The 22005-nt window shown below is 66.3% G+C and carries 22 protein-coding genes; 17 read left to right on the top strand and 5 right to left on the bottom strand.

Features of this window, described 5'->3' with window-relative positions; translation table 11 throughout:
• Positions 1 to 28 precede the first annotated feature (28 nt).
• The 3 genes from aroC (at position 29) to aroB (ending at position 2897) form a co-directional block, all read left to right on the top strand.
• Positions 29 to 1237 carry a chorismate synthase gene (gene aroC, locus ACRVY7_RS12090; RefSeq protein WP_049697263.1) on the top strand — a complete coding sequence of 403 codons (1209 nt, stop codon included), beginning with the start codon at positions 29 to 31 and terminating at the stop codon, positions 1235 to 1237.
• Between the two features lie 62 nt (positions 1238 to 1299).
• On the top strand, positions 1300 to 1794 hold the full coding sequence (locus ACRVY7_RS12095; protein ID WP_197494645.1) for a shikimate kinase: 495 nt from the start codon (positions 1300 to 1302) through the stop codon (positions 1792 to 1794).
• Positions 1791 to 2897, top strand: a complete 1107-nt coding sequence (gene aroB, locus ACRVY7_RS12100) for a 3-dehydroquinate synthase (RefSeq protein WP_431817227.1) — start codon at positions 1791 to 1793, stop codon at positions 2895 to 2897. The genes ACRVY7_RS12095 and aroB overlap by 4 nt, the downstream gene beginning before the upstream one ends.
• Positions 2898 to 2912: 15 nt before the next feature.
• On the opposite strand, the gene ACRVY7_RS12105 is transcribed toward aroB, so the two are convergent.
• From ACRVY7_RS12105 to ACRVY7_RS12120, 4 genes are all read right to left on the bottom strand, one after another.
• Entirely contained in the window at positions 2913 to 3461 is a 549-nt protein-coding gene (locus tag ACRVY7_RS12105; protein WP_331436666.1) for a B-4DMT family transporter, read from the bottom strand.
• Positions 3462 to 3558: 97 nt separating this feature from the next.
• A complete protein-coding gene (locus ACRVY7_RS12110) occupies positions 3559 to 4911 on the bottom strand; it encodes an MFS transporter (protein WP_064870788.1) in 1353 nt (450 codons plus the stop codon).
• Positions 4912 to 4954: 43 nt separating this feature from the next.
• Positions 4955 to 5827, bottom strand: coding sequence for a shikimate dehydrogenase (locus tag ACRVY7_RS12115; RefSeq protein WP_431817228.1), 873 nt, complete (start codon positions 5825 to 5827; stop codon positions 4955 to 4957).
• Positions 5828 to 5968: 141 nt separating this feature from the next.
• Positions 5969 to 6613 (bottom strand): TetR/AcrR family transcriptional regulator, encoded by a 645-nt coding sequence (locus ACRVY7_RS12120; protein ID WP_049697269.1) that lies wholly within the window; start codon positions 6611 to 6613, stop codon positions 5969 to 5971.
• A 77-nt stretch (positions 6614 to 6690) separates the two neighbouring features.
• Between ACRVY7_RS12120 and ACRVY7_RS12125 the strand changes: the two genes are divergently transcribed.
• From ACRVY7_RS12125 to pyrF, 11 genes are all read left to right on the top strand, one after another.
• Positions 6691 to 8463 (top strand): bifunctional sugar phosphate isomerase/epimerase/4-hydroxyphenylpyruvate dioxygenase family protein, encoded by a 1773-nt coding sequence (locus ACRVY7_RS12125; RefSeq protein ID WP_431817229.1) that lies wholly within the window; start codon positions 6691 to 6693, stop codon positions 8461 to 8463.
• 30 nt (positions 8464 to 8493) lie between these two features.
• Positions 8494 to 9609, top strand: coding sequence for a M24 family metallopeptidase (locus ACRVY7_RS12130; RefSeq protein ID WP_431817230.1), 1116 nt, complete (start codon positions 8494 to 8496; stop codon positions 9607 to 9609).
• Between the two features lie 66 nt (positions 9610 to 9675).
• A complete protein-coding gene (gene efp, locus ACRVY7_RS12135; protein ID WP_049697272.1) occupies positions 9676 to 10239 on the top strand; it encodes an elongation factor P in 564 nt (187 codons plus the stop codon).
• A gap of 30 nt (positions 10240 to 10269) precedes the next feature.
• Positions 10270 to 10734 carry a transcription antitermination factor NusB gene (nusB, locus tag ACRVY7_RS12140; protein ID WP_049697273.1) on the top strand — a complete coding sequence of 155 codons (465 nt, stop codon included), beginning with the start codon at positions 10270 to 10272 and terminating at the stop codon, positions 10732 to 10734.
• 88 nt (positions 10735 to 10822) lie between these two features.
• Complete coding sequence (gene pyrR / locus ACRVY7_RS12145; RefSeq protein WP_431817231.1) at positions 10823 to 11395, top strand: bifunctional pyr operon transcriptional regulator/uracil phosphoribosyltransferase PyrR; 573 nt, start codon at positions 10823 to 10825, stop codon at positions 11393 to 11395.
• On the top strand, positions 11395 to 12366 hold the full coding sequence (locus ACRVY7_RS12150) for an aspartate carbamoyltransferase catalytic subunit (RefSeq protein WP_431817232.1): 972 nt from the start codon (positions 11395 to 11397) through the stop codon (positions 12364 to 12366). The genes pyrR and ACRVY7_RS12150 overlap by 1 nt, the downstream gene beginning before the upstream one ends.
• Positions 12363 to 13694 (top strand): dihydroorotase, encoded by a 1332-nt coding sequence (locus tag ACRVY7_RS12155; RefSeq protein ID WP_049697276.1) that lies wholly within the window; start codon positions 12363 to 12365, stop codon positions 13692 to 13694. The genes ACRVY7_RS12150 and ACRVY7_RS12155 overlap by 4 nt, the downstream gene beginning before the upstream one ends.
• Complete coding sequence (locus tag ACRVY7_RS12160) at positions 13691 to 14212, top strand: PH-like domain-containing protein (RefSeq protein WP_431817233.1); 522 nt, start codon at positions 13691 to 13693, stop codon at positions 14210 to 14212. Before ACRVY7_RS12155 ends, ACRVY7_RS12160 begins: the two co-directional genes overlap by 4 nt.
• The gene (gene carA, locus ACRVY7_RS12165; protein WP_431817234.1) at positions 14209 to 15378 is read left to right on the top strand and encodes a glutamine-hydrolyzing carbamoyl-phosphate synthase small subunit; all 1170 of its coding nucleotides are present in this window, start codon (positions 14209 to 14211) and stop codon (positions 15376 to 15378) included. The genes ACRVY7_RS12160 and carA overlap by 4 nt, the downstream gene beginning before the upstream one ends.
• Positions 15378 to 18713, top strand: coding sequence for a carbamoyl-phosphate synthase large subunit (gene carB, locus ACRVY7_RS12170; protein WP_431817235.1), 3336 nt, complete (start codon positions 15378 to 15380; stop codon positions 18711 to 18713). Before carA ends, carB begins: the two co-directional genes overlap by 1 nt.
• The gene (gene pyrF / locus ACRVY7_RS12175; protein ID WP_431817236.1) at positions 18713 to 19555 is read left to right on the top strand and encodes an orotidine-5'-phosphate decarboxylase; all 843 of its coding nucleotides are present in this window, start codon (positions 18713 to 18715) and stop codon (positions 19553 to 19555) included. The genes carB and pyrF overlap by 1 nt, the downstream gene beginning before the upstream one ends.
• A 69-nt stretch (positions 19556 to 19624) precedes the next feature.
• On the opposite strand, the gene ACRVY7_RS12180 is transcribed toward pyrF, so the two are convergent.
• A complete protein-coding gene (locus tag ACRVY7_RS12180; protein WP_431817237.1) occupies positions 19625 to 20179 on the bottom strand; it encodes a hypothetical protein in 555 nt (184 codons plus the stop codon).
• A gap of 614 nt (positions 20180 to 20793) precedes the next feature.
• Here ACRVY7_RS12180 and mihF point away from each other — a divergent pair.
• From mihF to rpoZ, 3 genes are read left to right on the top strand one after another with little or no spacing between them, the layout of a single operon-like run.
• Positions 20794 to 21108 carry an integration host factor, actinobacterial type gene (gene mihF, locus ACRVY7_RS12185; protein WP_005173231.1) on the top strand — a complete coding sequence of 105 codons (315 nt, stop codon included), beginning with the start codon at positions 20794 to 20796 and terminating at the stop codon, positions 21106 to 21108.
• Positions 21105 to 21707 (top strand): guanylate kinase, encoded by a 603-nt coding sequence (gmk, locus tag ACRVY7_RS12190; RefSeq protein WP_197500791.1) that lies wholly within the window; start codon positions 21105 to 21107, stop codon positions 21705 to 21707. Before mihF ends, gmk begins: the two co-directional genes overlap by 4 nt.
• A complete protein-coding gene (gene rpoZ / locus ACRVY7_RS12195; protein WP_005202695.1) occupies positions 21704 to 22003 on the top strand; it encodes a DNA-directed RNA polymerase subunit omega in 300 nt (99 codons plus the stop codon). Before gmk ends, rpoZ begins: the two co-directional genes overlap by 4 nt.
• The last annotated feature ends 2 nt before the right edge of the window (positions 22004 to 22005 follow it).

The following is a 22005-nucleotide window of genomic DNA, read 5'->3' on the forward strand; positions in this document are numbered from 1 at the left end:
GACGTGGTTGGGGTGTCGCCGCCGTCACATGGAACAATTGATCCTTGTGTTGCGCTGGATAACCGCCGGAGAGTCTCATGGCCCGGCCCTTGTTGCCATTGTCGAAGGCATGGTCGCCGGGGTGGAGATCACCTCGACCGACATCGCCGAACAACTCGCACGCCGCAGGCTCGGCTACGGGCGTGGTGCGCGCATGAAGTTCGAGGCCGACAAGGTGAGTGTGCTCGGGGGTGTGCGGCACGGGCTGACGCTCGGAGGGCCGGTGGCGATCGAGATCGCCAACAGCGAGTGGCCCAAGTGGGAGACCGTGATGGCCGCCGATCCCGTCGACCCCGCAGAGCTCGAGGGCAGCGCGCGCAACGCCGCGCTGACCCGACCCCGGCCGGGTCATGCCGACTACTCCGGCATGCTCAAGTACGGATTCGACGACGCTCGTCCGGTGCTGGAGCGCGCGAGCGCCCGCGAGACCGCTGCGCGCGTCGCGGCAGGTACCGTCGCGCGCAACTTCCTGCGCCAGGTTTTCGGGATCGAGGTGATCTCGCACGTGATCTCGATCGGTGGCAGCACCCCGTATGTCGGTCCGCCGCCGACGATTTCGGACCTCACGGCGATCGACGAGAGCCCGGTGCGTGCTTTCGACAAGGCCGCCGAGGAATCGATGATCGCCGAGATCGAGACCGCGAAGAAAGAGGGCGACACGCTCGGCGGCGTCGTCGAGATCGTCGCGACCGGTGTCCCTGTCGGGCTCGGCTCCCATGTCAGCGGCGAGACCCGTCTCGATTCGCGGCTGGCGGGCGCGCTGATGGGTATCCAGGCGATCAAGGGTGTCGAGGTCGGCGACGGCTTCGAGACCGCACGTCGTCGTGGTAGCGCCGCGCACGACGAAATGGTGCCCGGGCCCGATGGCGTACTCCGATCGACCAACCGCGCAGGCGGCCTCGAGGGCGGCATGACGAACGGCGAGGACATCCGCGTTCGCGTCGCCATGAAGCCTATTTCGACGGTGCCGCGCGCACTCTCGACCATCGACATGGCGACCGGTGAGCAGGCGCAGGCAATCCACCAGCGTTCCGACGTCGTCGCTGTGCCCGCGGCGGGTGTCGTCGCCGAGTCGATGGTCGCGCTCGTCGTCGCGCAGGCTGCTCTCGAGAAGTTCGGTGGCGATTCGGCGACCGAGACCTCCGACAACCTGGCCGGATACCTCAAGCGCGTCGCGCAGCGCGGAGCGCGGTCGTGAACACTCCTGCGGCAGCGGGCGTGACATCGACGAACAAGCCCGCGGCCGTACTCGTCGGGTTCATGGGGGCGGGTAAATCGACCGTCGGCCGGTTGCTCGCCGACAGGCTCGGAGTCGACTTCATCGACACCGACCACGAGATCGTGCGACGAACCGGCCGCTCCATCCCGGACATCTTCGTCGCCGATGGTCCCGAGAAGTTCAGGGAACTCGAAGCCGACGTCGTCGCCGATGTACTCGCGACGCACGGCGGCATCGTCGCCCTCGGCGGGGGTGCGGTCACCACCGCTGACGTGCGTGCGGCACTCGATACGCATCGTGTCTTCTACCTGCGGGTCAGCGCGGAGTCGGGATTCGCCAGGGTCCGCGAGTCGGATCGCCCGCTCCTGGCCTCAGACGATCCGGCAGAGCGCTACCGCTCTCTGCTCGCAGAACGCGAGGACACGTACTCGGCGGTGGCGGGCGTCGAGGTCGACGCGCACGGCGACCCCGACGCCGTCGCCGATCTGATCATTCTGGCGTTGGCCGACGAACTGACAGCAGGGAGAACCTCATGACCGAGCCGATCTCGATCAGAGTCGACGGGGCGTCGCCCTACGACGTCGTCATCGGGCGCGGACTGCTCGACGAGGTCGCGCAGGCCGCCGCAGGCGCCGACCGGATCGCCGTGTTGTATCAGCCGACGCTCGCGCAGACGGCGGAGCAGGTACGAGAGTTCTTGGCGGACAAGGGTGTCGATGCGCATCGCGTGGAGATCCCCGATGCCGAGGCAGGTAAGGACCTGTCGGTGGCCGCATTCTGCTGGGACGTCTTCGGGCGAATCGGCCTCAAGCGCAACGACAAGGTCATCGCGCTCGGCGGGGGAGCGGCAACCGATCTCGCCGGTTTCGTTGCCGCCACCTGGATGCGCGGAATCGGTGTGATCCACATTCCGACGACGCTGCTCGCCATGGTCGACGCCGCGGTCGGTGGCAAAACCGGCATCAACACCGACGCGGGCAAGAATCTCGTCGGCTCGTTCCACGAACCCGACGCCGTGCTCATCGACATCGCCACGTTGGAGACGGTGCCGCGCAACGAGATCATCGCGGGCCTCGCCGAGGTCATCAAGACCGGATTCATCGCTGATCCCACCATCCTCGACATCATCGAGGCCGATCCCGCCGCTGCCACCGACCCGACCGGTCCGGTGCTACCGGAGCTGATCCGACGTTCGGTCCAGGTGAAGGCAGACGTCGTCTCGGCCGACCTCAAAGAGTCGTCACTGCGCGAGATCTTGAACTACGGACACACGATGGGGCACGCGATCGAGCGTCGCGAACGCTACCGGTGGCGTCACGGCGCCGCCGTGGCCGTCGGATTGGTCTATGTCGCCGAATTGGCGCGGCTCGCAGGACGACTCGACGACGAGACGGCCGATCGCCATCGGAGCATCCTCGAACTCGTCGGATTGCCGACCACCTACGACGCCGACGCATTTCCCGATCTGCTGGACGGGATGTCGGGCGACAAGAAGAACCGGTCGGGTGTCCTGCGGTTCGTCGTTCTCGACGGGCTGGCCAAGCCGGGCAGGCTCGAGGGTCCCGATCCGAGCCTGCTGGTCGCGGCCTACTCGGCTATCGCGTCGGAGCGTCCGACCGCGGGTACCACACTGCTCTGATCTCGCGGATACCGATCAGGCCGGATCGGCGCCCGAGTTCGCGACTCTGCGGTCGTCGGTGCGCTCGATGACGGCGGTGTCGTCGTCGCGGTCGGAAGTCTCGCGGTTGGATTCGTCGTCGAGACGTCGTTGCTCTTTGCGCTGATCACGCCGGGTGAGCCAGCGGCCGATGGACGCGCCGAAGAACGCCGGGAAGAAGATGAGAAGCGCGATGAACGAGCCGCCGGCGATGATCTCGATGAAGAAGCTCGACTCGCTGATTCCCTGAACACCGATGGTGCCGAGAATCCAGCAGATCAGGCACGACAACAGGCCCGCGAACACGCCGGCCTTGAGCCAACGGATCGTGAGGTCGTCGTAGTCGTCGGGGTCGGGGTGTGCCCGGGCGTCGCGGATGCCGTCGAAACCGCCCCAGACCAGCGCAATGAATACAACCGCCGCGACCGCGATGGTCTTCCATGCCGTCGAGTGAAGTGGTGATTGAACGACTGCGATACCGAGGAGAATACGAGCGACGACGTGGACCGCGGTCATGACGACACCGCGCAGCAACCAGGACACCATGGCCGACAGCATACTCATGGGTAGCGTGATCTCGAACACGCGGGAGTGGAGTGGCGTGGTTCGCCACCCCACTCCCGCGTGGGAAATCGTTGCGATGTCAGGCCGCGAGCGCCGTGGCGCTGCGGGGTGTCGCCGTCACCGGCGCGGCTCCGAGGTCGTCGGTCGCGACATCCTTGGTCTCGCGGGCGGTGAGCGCGGCCGCAGCCGCGATCAGGCAGATGGCCGCGGTGAAGATGCTGATCACCACCCAGCCGCCGTCTCCGACGCCTCCCAGCGCGGTCACGATCGACGGCGCGAAGCCCGCCATGAGGAATCCGAGCTGCGTGCCGATGGCGAGGCCGGAGAAACGGACCCGGGTGGAGAACATCTCGCCGTAGAAGGCCGGCCACACGGCGTTGGCAGCCGCATACCCGAACGAGAAGGTGAGCACGGCGAGCACGAAGGTCAGCAGATGATTGCCCTGACTCATCGAGAGCATGTAGAAGGGCATCAGGATGGCCGACGAGAGCGCGCCGTAGATGAAGACGGGCTTGCGTCCGATGCGGTCGGCGAGGGCTCCGAAGAGCGGCTGGGTGATCAACGCGCCGATATTGGCGACGACCACGAGCCACAGGGTGAGCCCGGCGTCGAGTCCGACGTGCTTGCCGTAGGCGAGAGCGAGATTGGCGAAAACCGTCGAGACCGCTGCGATGAAGGCGCACAACACGACTCGCGCTACATCACGCCAGTGGTCGCGCATCAGGGGTACCAGTGGCATGCGTGCGATGTCGCCGGATTCGCGGGCCTCGGTGAATTGCGGTGTCTCGTGCAGTCGACGTCGGATGAAGAAGGCGACGAGAACCACGACGGCCGACAGCCAGAACGGAACACGCCAGCCCCACGAATACTTCGCGTCGTCGGGAAGTGCCATGAAGGGGATCAGCACGAGCGAAGCCAGGATGAGTCCGCCCTGGGTTCCGGTCAGCGTCCACGACGTGAAGAACGCACGACGGTGGTCGGGCGCGTGCTCGAGTGCCAACGAGCTGGCGCCTGCCTGTTCACCTGCTGCGGAGAACCCCTGGAGCAGACGACAGATCACGAGCAGGGTTGGCGCGAGCCAGCCGATCTGATCGAAGGTCGGCAGACACCCGATGACGAACGTCGACACGCCCATCAGCAAGAGTGTGAACATCAGTACGCGCTGGCGACCGATGCGATCACCGAAATGGCCGAGGATCAGCGCTCCGATCGGGCGCGCGATGTAGGCGACACCGAACGTGGCGAACGACATCACGAGCGCCGCGTTGTCGTCGGACGGGAAGAACACGTGCGGGAAGATCAGCGCTGCGGCGGAGCCGAAGAGGAAGAAGTCGTAGTACTCGACCGCACTGCCCATGAAACCCGCGAGTGCGGCGTGTCGTGGTGTGCGTTTCCCGACGGCTCCGGTGCCGTCGGATTCGGTGGTGGTCATGTTGGGTACTCCTCTGGTGCGATTGTGCCTGGTGGCAGGGCGGTCAGGACGCGTTTGCGACGAGTTGGCGGAAGTGACGGGTCATTCGATCGGCATCCGGGTTCAGCCCGGTGATCAGCGCGAATGCGTCGACGGCCTGGTAGACGGCCATGTGGCCTCCGTCGAGGGTTGGTGCGCCCACCGCACGCGCGGCCTGCAGCAGCGCGGTGTCGAGGGGGCGGTACACGATGTCGGCGACCCAGAGGTCGGGCCGCAGCAGCCCGGCGTCGAACGCGATGCCGGGATGCTCGGCCATTCCGGTCGGCGTCGCGTGGACGACGCCGGAACTCTCCGGAAGCAGTGCGGGGAGCTTGTCGAACGCCGCGGCGTCGACACTCGGCAGTGGGTGGCGGGTGGCGAGGTCGTGTGCGAGGGCTCCGGCACGGTCGACGTCGAGGTCGACGACGGTGAGATGGGCGGCACCGAGCCGCAGTAGCGCGTCCGCGACCGCCGTTCCCGCGCCGCCCGCGCCGACAAGTACGACGTCGGCGAGGTCGGCGTCGGGCAGCCCCTCGGTGAAGCCGTGCGCGAATCCCGTTGTGTCGGTGTTGTATCCGACGTCGCCGTCGTCGGTGAACAGGACGGTGTTCACCGCGCCGAGCGTGGCCGCGACGGGATCGACATGGTCGAGATACGCCATGACCAACTGCTTGCACGGATGGGTGACGTTGACCGCGTCGAATCCGAGCGCGCGCGCCCAGGACAGCACCTCGCCGATGCGTTCGGGGGAGATGCCCGCCGCGGCGAGGTCGATCGGCCGGTAGCTGTACTCGAGGCCGAACGCGCGGCCCTCGGCCATGTGCATCGCCGGGGTCAACGACGGTCCGACGCCGGTGCCGATGAGTCCGACCAGATAGCTGGTCTCGGAAGGTTCCATGAGCTGCTCCGTAATGTACGAACTAGTACGTTCGCAATCGAGTAGAGCACTGTGCGCTGCGTCTCGTCAACAGTTTCGTGTGATTGGAATCGCACAAGAAGACGCAGAGGACCCCGACGGGCCTCGCTCGAGGAAGTGGGTTCAGGCGGTGGTCGTGAGCCATCCGACGACGACGTCGCCGATCATTCTGCGCAGGTGAGCGCGGTGCGACGTCTCTGTCAGATCGACGTCGAAGAGGTAGCCGAACGTGTAGCGATTGGCCACCTGGAACACGCAGTACGAGCTGATCACCAAGTGGACATCGAGTGCGCTGACGTCGGTCCGGAACAGGCCGGCTGCACGACCGTCGGCGAGTATCTCGTCGAGGAGCGACGTCGCGGGTGCGCTCAACTGCGGGAGATCGGTGAGTCGCCGGATGAAGTCACCGCGATGGATGTTCTCGATCGAGACCAGGCGGATGAAGTCGTCGTTGTCGATGTGATGGTCGAAGGTGACCTCGGCGAGTCGTCGGATCGCCTCGATCGGATCGGCGTGGTCGACGCGCAACTTCTGTTCCGCCTGACGGATTCCTCGGTACGCCCGGTCCAGAACCGCCAGGTAGAGGCCCTCTTTGCCGCCGAAGTAGTAGTAGATCATCCGTTTGGTGGTGCGCGTGCGTTCGGCGATCTCGTCCACACGGGCGCCCGAGTATCCGGACTCGGCGAAGACCTCGGTGGCAACGTCGAGCAGTTCTGCACGCGTGCGCTCGGGATCGCGCTGGAGTTCGGATTTCGGCTTGGCGGCCACGGTGGGAGCTTACTTGCGAGGCGTCTGTCCATGACGAACCATTGCCACCACAATGTACCAATTGGTACATTGATGTGATGAAGACCTCGATTGCGACCGTCTCGGTGTCTGGCTCACTCGTCGAGAAACTGCACGCGTGCGCCGACGCGGGGTTCGACGGCGTGGAGATCTTCGAGCCCGATCTGATCGCCGCCGACCAGTCCCCGGAGGAGATTCGAGCTCTCGCACACAGGCTCGGGCTGGCGCTGTACCTGTATCAGCCGCTACGCGACATCGAAGGTGTCAGCGAGGCGAGATTCGCCGACAATCTGCGACGCGCGGACGCGACATTCGCCACCGCTGCGCGACTGGGTATCGACACGGTCCTCGTGTGCAGCAATGTCGCCACCGCGACCATCGACGACGACGCGGTGTCCGCCGATCAGCTCCGACGCGTCGGCGATCTCGCGGCCGGACACGGCCTTCGCATCGCATTCGAAGCCCTCGCCTGGGGACGGTTCGTCGACGACTACCGGCGTTCATGGCGCATCGTCGAACTCGCCGACCATCCGGCGGTCGGCCTGTGCCTCGACAGTTTTCACGTGCTCTCGCGCGGGCACGATCCGTCGGCGATCCGAGCGATCCCGGGGGAGAAGATCTTCTTTCTCCAACTCGCCGACGCCCCGGCCCTGTCCATGGACGTGTTGTCGTGGAGTCGGCACCATCGCCTGTTCCCCGGCGAAGGCGCGTTCGATCTCGAGGACTTCGTCGGTCATGTCCTGGCAGCCGGATACACCGGCCCGCTGTCGTTGGAGGTCTTCAACGACACGTTCCGACAGACCGACCCCGTACCGACGGCGGCGCACGCGCATCGGTCGCTGCTGTGGTTGCAGGATCGGCTCGACCTGATCGACATCCCGGATCCCAAGCCCCCGACAGGATTCGACTTCGTCGAGATCAAATCCGAGGACACCCGCGAGGTCGAGGCCATGATGCACCAGCTGGGCTTCGTCAGTCGCGGCCGACATCGGAGCAAGCCGGTCACGTTGTGGACGGCGGGTCAGGCGCGGGTGGTTCTCAACGAGCAACAGGCGCGCGACGAGTCGCCGCACATCGCGGCCATCGGACTCCAGGTATCCGACCCGGACGCGGTGAGCAGACGCGCCTCGATCCTCGGTGCGCCTGCGGTCAATCGGCGCACACACGCGTCGGAGCACGCGTTCGGCACGACGATCGTGCCCGGCGGCACCGAGATCTTCTGGACGGGCGCGACCGCCGACTCGCCCTGCTGGGTCGACGAGTTCGACGACGGACTGCCGACGACAAGCACGACGATTCGCGCGATCGACCACGTCAACCTCACCCAGCAGTGGGAGACCGCCGACGACGCACGGCTCTTCCTGATGAGCGTGTTCGGTCTCGACGCCGACGACCCCGTCGAAGTGCCAGGACCGCGCGGGCTGATCCGCAGCCAGGTGTTGCGCTCTGCGGACGGTGCCGTCCGGATTCCGCTCAACGTCGCACCGCACGTCCTCGACTCCGAGGCGATCGCGCAGCACGTCGCGTTCGCCTGTGATGACGTGCTCGGACTCGCGCGTCGCGCACACGACGCCGGCCTGCAGTTCCTGCGTGTCCCGGACAACTACTACGACTACGTTCGCGGGCGCTTCGGTGTCGCCGAGGATCTGCTGGCGCACCTGCGCGAGCTCGGCGTGCTCTACGACCGCAGCTCCGATCCGGCCGGCGGCTACCTGCTGCACTTCTATACCCGCACGGTGGGCCGGGTCTTCTTCGAATTCGTCCAACGGTTCGACGCCTACGACGGATACGGCATCGACAACGCACCCGTGCGGCTCGCCGCGCAGAAGTGACGCCGCAGCCCTCCGAGTAGCGTGAGTGGCATGCTCACAGCTCCGTTGCCCGATGAATTCGCGCGTCGTCGCGAGCGTTTTCGTGCACTGATCTCGACCGGCCCCGAACCCGTCGACGTCTTCGTGGTCTCCGATCTCACCAACATCCGCTACCTGAGCGGGTTCACGGGCTCGAACGCCGCGCTGTCGATCTCCGCCTCGGGCAGTGACGGCGACCGGATCTGCACGGATGGGCGCTACATCACGCAGGTCGCGGAGCAATCGGGCGACCTCGTCGCCGTCATCGCGCGCAACTGCACCGAAGAGCTCGTCGGAGCCGCGCTCGCGTCGGGGGCGTCGCGGGTCGGCTTCGAGTCGGACATCCTCACCGTCGCGACTCACGCGAATCTCACAGGTGGTCTCGCGCAGGGGAGCGAACTCGTCGGACGGACCGGACTCGTTGCCGAGTTGCGTGAGGTCAAAGACGACGCAGAGGTCGAGCTGCTGCGGCGGGCCTGTGCCATCGGCGACGTCGCCCTCGCCGAGATCATCTCCGACGGCGTGATCCGCGCCGGGGCCACCGAACGCGAGGTGGCACGCGCACTCGAGAACGCGATGTTCCGCCACGGCGCCGACAAGATCTCGTTCGAGACCATCGTCGCAGCGGGTGCCAACTCCGCGATCCCACACCATCGCCCGACGTCGGCGGTGCTCGCCGACGGTGATTTCGTGAAGATCGACTTCGGGGCGGTCGCAGGCGGCTATCACTCGGACATGACCCGCACCTATGTGCTCGCGCGCGCCGCGGACTGGCAGCGAGAGATCTACGACCTGGTCCTGACGGCACAGACCGCGGGCCGTGAGGCGCTGAAAGCGGGCGCCGACCTGAGGTCGATCGACGCCGCTGCGAGGTCGGTCATCGACGACGCGGGCTACGGGGACCAGTACGTCCACGGACTCGGCCACGGCGTCGGACTCGAGATCCACGAAGCGCCCGGCATCGGAAAACTGGCGACGGGTACACTACCTTCCGGCGCAGCGGTGACTGTGGAGCCCGGTGTCTACCTCCCCGGAAGAGGTGGCGTCCGGATCGAGGACACGCTCATCGTCACAGATGGCGAGCCCGACCTGCTGACCACCACCGACAAGACCTTTACCGTCATCTGACGGCCCGCGCACCCCGATGCGCAGGAGATGCACACATACCGACGTAGAAGATTGAGGAACTGATTCATGGCGACCACCGCCGATTTCAAGAACGGTCTCGTACTCCGCATGGACAACCAGCTTTGGCAGATCCTGGAGTTCCAGCACGTCAAGCCCGGCAAGGGGCCTGCGTTCGTGCGTACGAAGATCAAGAACGTGCTCAGCGGTAAGACCGTCGACAAGACGTTCAACGCGGGCGTCAAGGTCGAGACCGCGACCGTCGACCGTCGCGACATGCAGTTCCTGTACAACGACGGCACCGACTACGTCTTCATGGACGCCCAGGACTACGAGCAGTACCCGATCGCGCCGGAGACCGTCGGCGACGGCGCTCGCTTCCTGCTCGAGAACATGACAGTCCAGGTCTCCCTGAACGAGGGTCAGCCGCTCTTCGTCGAGCTCCCGGTCACCGTCGAACTCACCGTCACGCACACCGACCCGGGCCTGCAGGGCGACCGGTCGACCGGCGGCACCAAGCCGGCCACGGTCGAGACCGGCACCGAGATCCAGGTGCCGCTGTTCATCAACACCGGCGACAAGCTGAAGATCGACTCGCGCGACGGCAACTACCTCGGCCGCGTCAACAGCTGATCACCAATCTCGGTCAACGAAGGTAGATCAGTGAAGCAACCCGGAACCCGGCACAAGGCTCGCCGGCGCGCAGTGGACCTGCTGTTCGAGGCTGAGGCCAAGCAGGTCAGCCCCGCACAGCTCGTGGCGGAACGGCGCGAGTTCGTACGCGACGACGAGAGCGTCGGCGAGATCCACGACTACACCGCGACGGTGATCGAGGGACTGGCCGACGACCAGACGCAGATCGACTCCGTCGTGGCGTCGCATCTGAAGGGCTGGACCCTGGAGCGGCTTCCCGCCGTCGACCGTGCGATTCTCCGTCTCGCGACGTGGGAGCTGTTCAACTCGACCGACGTCGATCCGATCGTGATCGTCGACGAGGCCGTCGAATTGGCCAAGGAACTGTCCACCGACGACTCACCCGCGTTCGTCAACGGTGTGTTGGCAAAGATCGCCGAGCTCGCCCCGCAGGTACGGGCGGCGCAGGCGGCCGGGTCCGACGGGCAGGGCTGAACAGCCCGATGCCTACCGGCGTGTAGAGTATTCGGCGACAGACATCCTTTAACGATCCGTCCCGTGAGGCGGAGAAGGAGGTCCATACATGGGCGAACGTGTTCTGCTCGACGCCGCGGATGTGTCCCGCACCATCGCGCGCGTCGCGCACCAGGTCATCGAGAAGACGGCTCTGGACTCACCTGATGCACCTCGCGTGGTGATCATCGGAATCCCGACGCGCGGAACGACTCTCGCCAATCGGCTGGCTGCGAGGATCAAAGAGTTCTCCGGCGTCGACGTTCCCGTCGGATACCTCGACATCACGCTCTACCGCGACGATCTCCGCGCCAAACCGCACCGCCCACTCGGACGCACGATGGTGCCTGCCGGCGGCGTCGACAACGCGGTCGTCGTCCTCGTCGACGACGTGCTCTACTCGGGCCGAACCGTTCGCGCCGCACTCGACGCGCTCCGCGACCTCGGACGTCCCGCCGCGGTCCAACTCGCGGTCCTCGTCGACCGCGGCCACCGCGAACTACCGCTACGCGCCGACTACGTCGGCAAGAACATCCCCACCTCGCGTGACGAGACCGTGTCGGTCCACCTGACCGAGCACGACGGCGTCGACGAGGTTGTGCTCGGCTCGAAGGGGTCGGGCGACGAGCAGGCGGCTCAGTGATGCGCCACCTACTCTCGACTGCCGACCTGACCCGCGACGACGCCACCGATCTCCTCGACGAGGCAGAACGCTTCGAACAAGCGCTGACCGGTCGCGAGATCCGCAAACTCCCGACGCTGCGCGGACGTACCGTCATGACGGTGTTCTACGAGAACTCCACTCGCACAAGGGTTTCCTTCGAGGTCGCCGGCAAATGGATGAGCGCCGACGTCATCAACGTGAGCGCGTCGAGCTCGTCGGTCAACAAGGGCGAATCGCTGCGCGACACCGCAAAGACCTTGCGGGCCGCGGGAGCCGATGCGCTCATCGTGCGGCATCCCGCGTCGGGCGCGGCACATCAGATCGCCGCGTGGACATCCGGCGGATTCGGCCCCGACGGCCCGGATGCGGAAGGTACCGGACCTGCGGTGATCAACGCGGGCGACGGCACCCATGAGCACCCGACGCAGGCGCTGCTCGACGCCCTCACGCTCCGCCAGCGACTCGGCAGCATCGAGGGACGACGGATCGCCATCGTCGGCGATGTGCTGCACTCGCGCGTCGCGCGGTCGAATGCGCACCTGCTCTCCACACTCGGCGCCGACGTCGTGCTGGTCGCGCCGCCGACGTTGCTCCCGGTGGGAGTCGACGAGTGGCCTGTCGAGACGTCGGGCAACCTCGACGCCGAACTACCGGGCGCCGACGCAGTGATGATGCTGCGGGTACAGGCAGAGCGCATGAACGGTGGTTTCTTCCCGTCCTCGCGCGAATACTCGGTGCGCTACGGCCTCAACGAGCGTCGGATGGGGTTGCTGTCCGACGACGCCGTCGTGCTGCACCCGGGTCCGATGCTGCGCGGCATGGAGATCGGCTATTCGGTCGCCGACTCGCCGCGCGCGACCATTCTCGAACAGGTGCGCAACGGCGTGCATGTCCGCATGGCGGTGCTCTTCCGGCTGCTCGCGGGCACAGAATCAGGAGGTGCGCTGTGACCGGCCCCAGCTCGGCAGCAGGATCGGTTGCCACCGGATCGGTGCTGATCCGCTCGGTCCGCCCGTACGGCGAGGGCGACCCGGTCGACGTGCTTGTCACCGACGGCGAGATCGCGGAGATCGGAACGTCGATCGACGCCCCGGACGACATCGAGGTCGTCGACGGCAACGGCGCCATCGTGCTGCCGGGCTTCGTCGACATGCACACGCATCTGCGTGAACCCGGCCGCGAAGACACCGAGACGATCCGAAGTGGTTCTGCCGCAGCGGCTCTCGGTGGATATACGGCCGTGTTCGCGATGGCTAACACCGCGCCCGTCGCCGACAACTCGACGGTGACCGACAACGTCTGGCGTTCCGGACGCGAAGTCGGACTCGTCGACGTCTACCCGGTCGGGGCCGTCACCGTCGGACTCGAGGGTAAGCAACTCGCCGAGATGGGCATGATGGCGTCGGGAGCCGCGGGTGTCCGCATGTTCAGCGACGACGGAAAATGCGTCTCCGACCCATTACTTATGCGGCGCGCGCTTGAATACGCCAAGGGACTCGGCGTACTCATCGCCCAGCACGCAGAAGAGCCACGCCTCACAGTCGGCGCCGTCGCGCACGAGGGCCCGACGGCGGCACGGCTCGGACTCGCGGGCTGGCCGCGCGCGGCCGAGGAGTCGATCGTCGTCCGCGACGCCCTGTTGGCACGCGACGCCGGGGCGCGGGTGCACATCTGCCACGCGTCGACCGAGGGCACCGTCGCACTGCTGCGCTGGGCCAAGGAGCAGGGGATCGACGTGACCGCCGAGGTCACCCCGCATCACCTGCTGCTCGACGACTCGCGGCTGCAGACCTACGACGCCATCAACAAGGTCAATCCGCCGCTGCGTGAGGAGCGCGACAAGGTCGCGCTGCGTCAGGCGCTGGCCGACGGGATCGTCGATTGCGTCGCGACAGATCATGCGCCGCATGCCGCGCAGGAGAAGTGCTGCGAGTTCGCGCAGGCCAAGCCGGGAATGCTCGGCTTACAGACCGCGCTGCCGATCATCGTCGAGACCATGGTCAACCCGGGCCTGCTCGACTGGCGAGGCGTCGCCCGCGTCATGAGTGAACGTCCGGCACAGATCGTCGGGCTCACCGATCAGGGCCGCCCGGTCGCCGTCGGCGAACCCGCGAATCTGACGCTGGTCGACCCGGAGACGTCGTGGGTGGTGCACGGTCGCGAGCTCGCGAGCCTCTCCGACAACACCCCCTACGAGTCGATGTCGATGCCCGCCACCGTGGTGGCGACACTGCTGCGCGGCGTGGTCACGGCGCGCGACGGCGAGGTGACACGGTGAGTGCGTCGGAGATCCTCATCGTGATCGTCGTCGTGCTGGTGTGGCTGGGACTGATCTCACTGGTGCTGCGCGGATGGCGCAACCGAGGCCGTGGCCAGGCCGAGTTGATCGGCGAGATGCCCGTGGCCCCAGCCGAACTCGGCGAGCCGCAGCTCGGCCCCGACTCCGGTCTGTACGTCGGTTCGACGCTCGCGCCGAGTTGGCAGAACCGGGTGGCCGTCGGCGACGTCGGCGATCGTGCCACCGCGACCATCTCGGCCTACCCCGGCGGTGTGCTGCTCGAACGGCGTGGTGCCAGCGATATCTGGATTCCGCGCTCGTCGATCACCGCCGTCCGCACCGAGCGCGGACTCGCGGGCAAGGTCATGACGGCCGACGGACTGCTGGTGATCCGCTGGGTGCTGCCGACCGGAACCGAAATCGATTCAGGAATACGTGCCGACGACAAGACCGTCTACCCGGGATGGGTGGCCGCATTCGACACACAGCCCGATACAGAACAGAGGAAAGACCAATGACCGCAGCGGTTCTGGTGCTCGAAAACGGCCAGGTGTTCCGCGGCCGGGAATACGGCGCCGTCGGCGAGACGCTCGGCGAAGCGGTGTTCTGCACCGCGATGACCGGCTATCAGGAGACACTGACCGACCCCAGCTACCACCGCCAGATCGTCGTCGCGACCGCCCCGCAGATCGGTAACACCGGCTGGAACAACGAGGATGGCGAATCGACCGGCAGCGCGGGCAGTGAGGGCGAGGTCGGCGACTCGGGCAAGATCTGGGTTGCCGGGTACGCGGTGCGCAATCCCACACGGCGCGTGTCGAATTGGCGCGCGACCACGTCACTGGAGGCGGAGCTCGAGCGTCAGGGCATCGTCGGTATCTCGGGTATCGACACCCGGACCGTAGTGCGTGTGCTGCGCGACCACGGATCGATGCGGGCCGGGGTCTTCTCCGGTGCTGCGCTCGCAGACGACGACGAGCTCATCTCCCGGGTGCGTAGCCAGCCGTCGATGAAGGGCGCGAACCTCGCTGGCGAGGTCAGCACCGACACCGGCTACCTCGTAGAACCGGGCTCCGACCCGCAATTCACCGTTGCCGCAATCGATCTCGGTATCAAGACCAATACCCCACGCATGTTCGCCGAACGCGGAGTCGCGGTACACGTGCTGCCCGCGGACGCGGGATTCGACGCGATCGCCGAGCTGAAGCCCGACGGCGTGTTCCTGTCGAACGGCCCGGGCGACCCGGCGACCGCCGACGATGCCGTCGCGCTGACCCGTCAGGTCCTCGGCGCCGATCTGCCGCTGTTCGGCATCTGCTTCGGTAACCAGATCCTCGGCCGCGCATTCGGCCGGAACACCTACAAGATGAAGTTCGGCCACCGCGGCATCAACATCCCGGTGATCGACGCTGCGACCGGCAAGGTGTCGATCACCGCACAGAATCACGGCTTCGCGCTCGAGGGCGAAGCGGGCGAAGAGTTCGACACCGACTTCGGACGTGCCCGCGTCAGCCACGTCTGCGCCAACGACGGAACCGTCGAAGGCGTCGAATTGCTCTCCGGCCGAGCGTTTTCGGTCCAATACCACCCAGAAGCGGCCGCCGGTCCACACGACGCCGCCTATCTGTTCGACAGATTCGTCTCCCTGCTGGAGGCTGATCGCGCCAACGGAACGAGGTCCTAATGCCGCGCCGCGACGACATCAATCACGTCCTGGTGATCGGCTCCGGCCCGATCGTCATCGGACAGGCCTGCGAGTTCGACTACTCGGGCACCCAGGCGTGCCGCGTCCTCAAGGCCGAGGGCCTGCGCGTGAGCCTGGTCAACTCCAACCCGGCGACGATCATGACCGATCCGGAGTTCGCCGACGCCACCTACATCGAGCCGATCACGGCCGAGTACGTCGAGAAGGTCATCGAGGCCGAGCGCGACGCCGGTCATCCGATCGACGCGGTACTCGCCACCCTCGGTGGGCAGACCGCGCTGAACACCGCTGTGGCCCTGCATGATCGGGGTTCTCTCGAGAAGTACGACATCGAACTGATCGGTGCCGACTTCGACGCCATCCAGCGCGGCGAGGACAGGCAGATGTTCAAGGACATCGTCGCCAAGGTCGGGGGAGAGAGCGCACGGTCGCGCGTCTGTCACACCATGGAAGAAGTGCGTGAGACCGTCGCCGACCTCGGGTATCCCGTGGTCGTGCGCCCGTCGTTCACGATGGGTGGCCTCGGTTCGGGTATGGCCTACAACACCGACGACCTCGACCGCATCGCGGGTGGTGGCCTCGCGGCGTCGCCGACCGCCAACGTGCTCATCGAGGAGTCGATCCTCGGGTGGAAGGAATACGAGCTCGAGCTGATGCGCGACAACCGCGACAACGTGGTCGTCGTCTGTTCGATCGAGAACGTCGACCCGGTCGGAGTGCACACCGGCGACTCGATCACCGTCGCACCGGCGATGACCCTGACCGACCGCGAATACCAGAAGATGCGCGATCTCTCGATCGACATTCTGCGCGAGGTCGGCGTCGACACCGGCGGCTGCAACATCCAGTTCGCGCAGGACCCGCGCGACGGACGACTCATCGTGATCGAGATGAATCCGCGAGTGTCCCGTTCGTCGGCATTGGCTTCCAAGGCAACGGGTTTCCCGATCGCCAAGATCGCCGCGAAGCTCGCGATCGGCTACAGCCTCGACGAGATCACCAACGACATCACTAAGGAGACTCCGGCCTGCTTCGAGCCCACGCTCGACTACGTCGTGGTCAAGGCGCCACGCTTCGCGTTCGAGAAGTTCCCCGGCGCCGACGACACGCTGACCACCACGATGAAGTCGGTGGGCGAGGCGATGAGTCTAGGACGTAGCCTCGCCGAGGCGTTCGGCAAGGTGATGCGCTCGCTCGAGACCAAGGCGGCCGGATTCTGGACCGAGCCGAACCGACCCGATCCGGCGACCGTCGACCTCGACGCCCTGCTGGAGGAGATCGCGACGCCCAAGGACGGTCGCATCTACAAGGTGATGCTCGCGTTCGACGCCGGAGCCACCATCGAGCAGGTCTACGACGCCACCGCCATCGACCCGTGGTTCCTCGCCGAGATCGCGGGGATCGGTGCGCTCGGCGCGCAGATCCGTGCCGCCGACGAGCTCACCGAGGATCTGCTCCGCGACGCGAAGTCGAACGGCTTCTCCGATCGTCAGATCGCCGCTCTGCGTGACGATTTCGCCGACGAGAATGCCGTTCGCGCCCATCGTCACGGGCTCGGCGTCCGACCGGTCTACAAGACCGTCGACACCTGTGCTGCCGAGTTCGAGGCGAAGACGCCGTACCACTACTCGACCTACGAGCTCGATCCCGCAGCAACCAGCGAGATCGCTCCGCAGACCGAGCGGCCGAAGGTGCTGATCCTCGGCTCGGGTCCCAACCGCATCGGCCAGGGCATCGAGTTCGACTACTCGTGTGTGCATGCGGCGCTGACCCTGTCGGAGGCCGGCTACGAGACGGTCATGGTCAACTGCAACCCGGAGACGGTCTCGACCGACTACGACACCGCCGACCGCCTCTACTTCGAGCCGCTGACCTTCGAGGATGTGCTCGAGGTCTACCACGCGGAGTCGGAGTCGGGCACGGTCGCGGGAGTGATCGTCCAGCTCGGCGGACAGACACCGCTCGGACTTGCCGACCGTCTCGAGGCCGCCGGGGTCCCGATCGTCGGAACCAGCCCCGCGGCAATCGATCTCGCGGAGGACCGTGGCGAGTTCGGCAAGGTACTGACCGACGCCGGACTGCCCGCGCCCGCGTTCGGTACGGCCACCTCGTTCGAGGAGGCACGCGACACCGCCGCCCGGATCGGCTATCCGGTACTGGTGCGTCCGTCCTACGTGCTCGGCGGTCGCGGCATGGAGATCGTGTACGACGAGGCATCGCTCGCCGACTACATCTCGCGCGCAACAGAATTGACGCCCGACCACCCGGTGCTCGTCGACCGCTTCCTCGAAGACGCGGTCGAGATCGACGTCGACGCGCTGTGCGATGGCACCGAGGTGTACATCGGTGGCGTCATGGAGCACATCGAGGAGGCCGGTATCCACTCCGGCGATTCGGCGTGCGCGCTGCCGCCGATCACGCTGGGCCGATCGGATCTCGAGATGGTCCGACGCTCCACCGAGGCATTGGCCAAGGGCATCGGCGTGCGTGGGTTGATGAACGTGCAATATGCGCTCAAGGACGACATCCTGTATGTCCTGGAGGCGAATCCGCGTGCGAGCCGCACCGTGCCGTTCGTGTCGAAGGCCACGTCTGTCCCGCTCGCGAAGGCGTGCGCACGCGTCATGCTCGGCGAAACCATCGCCGAACTGCGTGAGCAGCAACTGCTGCCCGCCACCGGAGACGGCGGCACCGCGCCGATCGACGCTCCCATCGCGGTCAAAGAAGCGGTGTTGCCGTTCAACCGCTTCCGCCGCTTCGACGGCACCGGAGTCGACGCGCTGCTGAGCCCGGAGATGAAGTCGACGGGCGAGGTCATGGGAATCGACGCCGATTTCGGGCGGGCGTTTGCCAAGTCGCAGACCGCGGCATACGGCTCACTGCCCACGCAGGGCGCCGTCTTCGTGTCGGTGGCCAACAAGGACAAGCGTGCCCTACTCTTCCCGGTCAAGCACCTCGCCGACCTCGGGTTCACCATCCTGGCCACTGAGGGCACCGCAGAGGTGTTGCGCCGCAACGGAATCGTCGCGACAACGGTTCCGAAGCACTTCGAGGCCAAGCCGGGGGAGCGCACGATCGTCGATGCGATTCTCGCCGGTGAGGTCGCGATGGTGATCAACACGCCCTACGGCCAGTCGGGCCCGCGCGTCGACGGCTACGAGATCCGCAGCGCTGCAGTCACCGCCGGAATTCCGTGCATCACCACCGTGCAGGGAGCCAGCGCCGCGGTCCAGGGCATCGAGGCCGCGTTGCGAGAAGAGATCGGCGTCGAATCGCTTCAGCGTCGGCACGCAACGTTGATCAACGAGGGGTGATGAGTGTGACACGTTCGGACACAACAGGTTTCGCGGTTCACTACCGATCTGCTGTTGCCGAACGTGGCAGGCTGTGCGCCGGGATCGACCCCCACGTCGAACTGCTCGAGCAGTGGGGGTTGCCCGTCGACACCAGCGGACTGCGGCAGTTCGCCGACATCTGCGTCGACGCGCTCGGCCCGGTCGCAGCCGTGATCAAACCGCAGGTGGCCTTCTTCGAGGCGTTCGGCGCTGCGGGATTCGCGGTGTTGGAGTCGGTCATCGCGGGGTGCAGGGCGGCGGGTGCCGTCGTACTGGCCGACGCCAAGCGCGGCGACATCGGCTCGACCATGCAGGCGTACGCGCACGCGTGGCTCGACGAAGCGTCACCGCTGTGCGCCGACGCCGTCACCGTCTCGCCGTATCTGGGATTCGGCTCACTGTCGCCTGCGATCGACGCCGCGCGCAGCGGTGGGCGCGGTGTCTTCGTGCTCGCGCGCACATCCAACCCCGAGGGTGCCGGCCTGCAGCTCGCCACGACGGGCGACCGGACCGTCGGACAGACGATCGTCGACGACGCCGCTGAACAGAACGCTGACGGATCGGCGACGGTCGGGCTTGTCGTCGGAGCAACTCGTGCGCACGGGCTCGATCTGAGCAAACTGAACGGCCCCATCTTGGCTCCCGGTCTCGGAGCGCAGGGTGCGACGGCCGCCGACCTGCCCGAGGTCTTCGACGGCGCCGACCCCGACTGGGTGTTGCCCGCGAGTTCCCGTGGCGTCCTGCGCGCGGGTCCCGACGTCGCGGCGCTGCGGGCGGCGTTCGCGGTTGCTCGTGACGAGGTAGAGGCCGCCCTGCGCTGATCGTCGGATTCTCGACGACGAGACGCCCGCCCGACACATCCGTGCCGGACGGGCGCCTGCTTGTTCCTATCACCACAGGTCATAGACGGCGTTCGCGTTGGGGAATCCGCTCGCGACCGAGGCATTGACGAAGTAGTGACCACCGGTGGTGCCGGTCATGTTGGTGTTCACATCGCCGCGCACGTTCTCCAGCTCGTAGATCGCACGCGGGCCGAAGGCACCGACCTGGTAGTTGACGAACACCGTCTCCGACGACGCGTTCGGTGCACTGGCGGTGACGACCTCACTGGCACCCGGGGCCAGAGCGAACTGAGGCGCGTTGATCCACTGACCGGAGCCCGGTGTGCCGCCCGCGTAGAACTCGGTGTGATCGGTGTGGTTGGTGATCGTCATGGCGACGGTCGGCTCTCCCGGATGGTTCACGGGCAAGGTGCCCGCGTGTGCCGCGCCGACTCCGGCGGCGGCCAGTGTGCCGGCGATTCCGAGTCCTGCGACGACGGCCGCGGTGCGGATTGCGAAGGTCTTGCGGTTACGCGGCGTGGTCTGCCCGGTGCTTGCGGTGTTGCCGGTCTCGGTGCTTGCGGCGGTGGTGTTGGTCTCGGGGGTGGTGTTGTTGGCGTTCATGGTGTTTCTCCTTGCGACGGGGCCGCGTCCTTTGGGGGCGTGGTCGCTGTTTCTGACACCAATGACTTTGCCGCTCAGAAGCCCTTCGCAACCTCCGCCGACGGGCTGATCAGCAGGATGATCAGCGCATCCCCCGATCGGTGGATGTGGGCGTCGGCACAGGGGAACGTCGAGGACGCGGGCGCGCGACACGCTCAACGAGTGCATCAATTCGCTGAGTTTGTCGGTCGCAACTGCTGTCACAGCAGTACCAGGCGGGATTCGACGAGCATCGACGACTTCGGGGCGTCGGAAACGATCGTGTCACGGAGCCGGGTCTGTGACCTGCGGGTTTATCCGGATTCGTGGTCTGTCACAGCAAACGCGTAGGCTCTGCCGGGTCGTCGGTGAGCAGGGAGTTTCCGAACCCTCTACATCACCGAGGCCGACCGAAAACGCGGGGGTGCCTCTCGCAAATGCCTGTTCAGATGGGTACGGTCGCTTTCGCTGCAGTCATTCGAGGTGATGTCGCCCCAGATCGGGGCGAGTACACGTCGGGACCCGCGGCCACACGCCGCCGGAGCCTGCCCCGGGCGCCGGTGTAGTCAGTTCGAGAACGAAAGACGGAGGAACCCGTGGCGCTTCCCCAGTTGACAGACGAGCAGCGCGCCGCTGCGTTGGAGAAGGCAGCTGCCGCTCGCCGAGTACGCGCCGAGCTCAAGGAGCGTCTCAAGCGCGGCGGCACCGATCTCTCGCAGGTGCTCAAGGATGCCGAGACCGATGAGATCCTCGGCAAGATGAAGGTCTCGGCTCTGCTCGAGGCGTTGCCGAAGGTTGGCAAGGTCAAGGCGCAGGAAATCATGACCGAACTCGAGATCGCCCCGACGCGCCGCCTGCGCGGCCTCGGCGATCGTCAGCGCAAGGCGCTGCTCGAGAAGTTCCCGTCCTGAGCGGGCAGAACACACACACGAGGGGCCGACTGGTTATTCTGGTCGGCCCCTCGGCCGTGGGTAAGTCGACCGTCGTGAGACGAGTCCGCGAGCTCGTGCCAACCCTGTTCTTCAGCGTCTCCGCCACGACGCGCGCGCCGCGCCCCGGCGAGGTCGACGGCCGCGACTACTACTTCGTTTCCGACGCCGAGTTCGATCGCATGATCGCCGACGACGAGTTCCTCGAGTGGGCAGAGATCCACGGCGGACTCCAGCGATCGGGCACGCCGGCAAAGCCTGTCGAAAACGCCCTCGCCAAGGGACAGCCGGTACTGTTGGAGGTCGACCTGGCCGGCGCACGCAACGCGGTACGCCGACTTCCCGAGGCCATCACTGTCTTCCTCGCGCCGCCGAGTTGGGACGATCTCGTCGAACGACTCGCTGGTCGCGGCACCGAAACACCCGAGGCGGCACAGCGTCGTCTCGAAACCGCCAGAACCGAAATGGACGCGCAGGGCGAGTTCGACCACGTGGTGGTCAACAACGAAGTCGACTCAGCCGCCCGCCAGTTGGTATCCTTGCTGGTTGGATCCGACAATACAAAGCAGGAGTTCGCGTGAGCACGCAGACCAATTTCGACACCCCCGAGATCGTCGACGCACCGTCGTACGACACACCGCTCGGAATCACCAATCCTCCGATCGACGATCTGCTCGAGCGCGCGTCGTCGAAGTACGCCCTGGTGATCTACGCGGCCAAGCGCGCACGTCAGATCAACGACTACTACAACCAGCTCGGCGACGGCATCCTCGAGTACGTCGGCCCGCTCGTCGAGCCGGGTATGCAGGAGAAGCCGCTGTCGATCGCCATGCGCGAGATCCACTCGGATCTGCTGCAGCACACCGAGGGCGAGTAGTA

It is taken from the genome of Gordonia jacobaea, from assembly GCF_965344965.1.
GTDB lineage: Bacteria > Actinomycetota > Actinomycetes > Mycobacteriales > Mycobacteriaceae > Gordonia > Gordonia jacobaea.

Coding starts and splice junctions, on each gene's coding strand:
- ACRVY7_RS12130 (WP_431817230.1), top strand. CDS start 8,494: ATGCTCACAGCTCCGTTGCCCGATGAATTCGCGCGTCGTCGCGAGCGT.
- ACRVY7_RS12115 (WP_431817228.1), bottom strand. CDS start 5,827: ATGGAACCTTCCGAGACCAGCTATCTGGTCGGACTCATCGGCACCGGC.
- carB (WP_431817235.1), top strand. CDS start 15,378: ATGCCGCGCCGCGACGACATCAATCACGTCCTGGTGATCGGCTCCGGC.
- ACRVY7_RS12095 (WP_197494645.1), top strand. CDS start 1,300: ATGGGGGCGGGTAAATCGACCGTCGGCCGGTTGCTCGCCGACAGGCTC.
- efp (WP_049697272.1), top strand. CDS start 9,676: ATGGCGACCACCGCCGATTTCAAGAACGGTCTCGTACTCCGCATGGAC.
- ACRVY7_RS12125 (WP_431817229.1), top strand. CDS start 6,691: ATGAAGACCTCGATTGCGACCGTCTCGGTGTCTGGCTCACTCGTCGAG.
- ACRVY7_RS12110 (WP_064870788.1), bottom strand. CDS start 4,911: ATGACCACCACCGAATCCGACGGCACCGGAGCCGTCGGGAAACGCACA.
- aroC (WP_049697263.1), top strand. CDS start 29: ATGGAACAATTGATCCTTGTGTTGCGCTGGATAACCGCCGGAGAGTCT.
- pyrR (WP_431817231.1), top strand. CDS start 10,823: ATGGGCGAACGTGTTCTGCTCGACGCCGCGGATGTGTCCCGCACCATC.
- aroB (WP_431817227.1), top strand. CDS start 1,791: ATGACCGAGCCGATCTCGATCAGAGTCGACGGGGCGTCGCCCTACGAC.
- pyrF (WP_431817236.1), top strand. CDS start 18,713: ATGAGTGTGACACGTTCGGACACAACAGGTTTCGCGGTTCACTACCGA.
- ACRVY7_RS12150 (WP_431817232.1), top strand. CDS start 11,395: ATGCGCCACCTACTCTCGACTGCCGACCTGACCCGCGACGACGCCACC.
- carA (WP_431817234.1), top strand. CDS start 14,209: ATGACCGCAGCGGTTCTGGTGCTCGAAAACGGCCAGGTGTTCCGCGGC.
- ACRVY7_RS12180 (WP_431817237.1), bottom strand. CDS start 20,179: ATGAACGCCAACAACACCACCCCCGAGACCAACACCACCGCCGCAAGC.
- ACRVY7_RS12105 (WP_331436666.1), bottom strand. CDS start 3,461: ATGGTGTCCTGGTTGCTGCGCGGTGTCGTCATGACCGCGGTCCACGTC.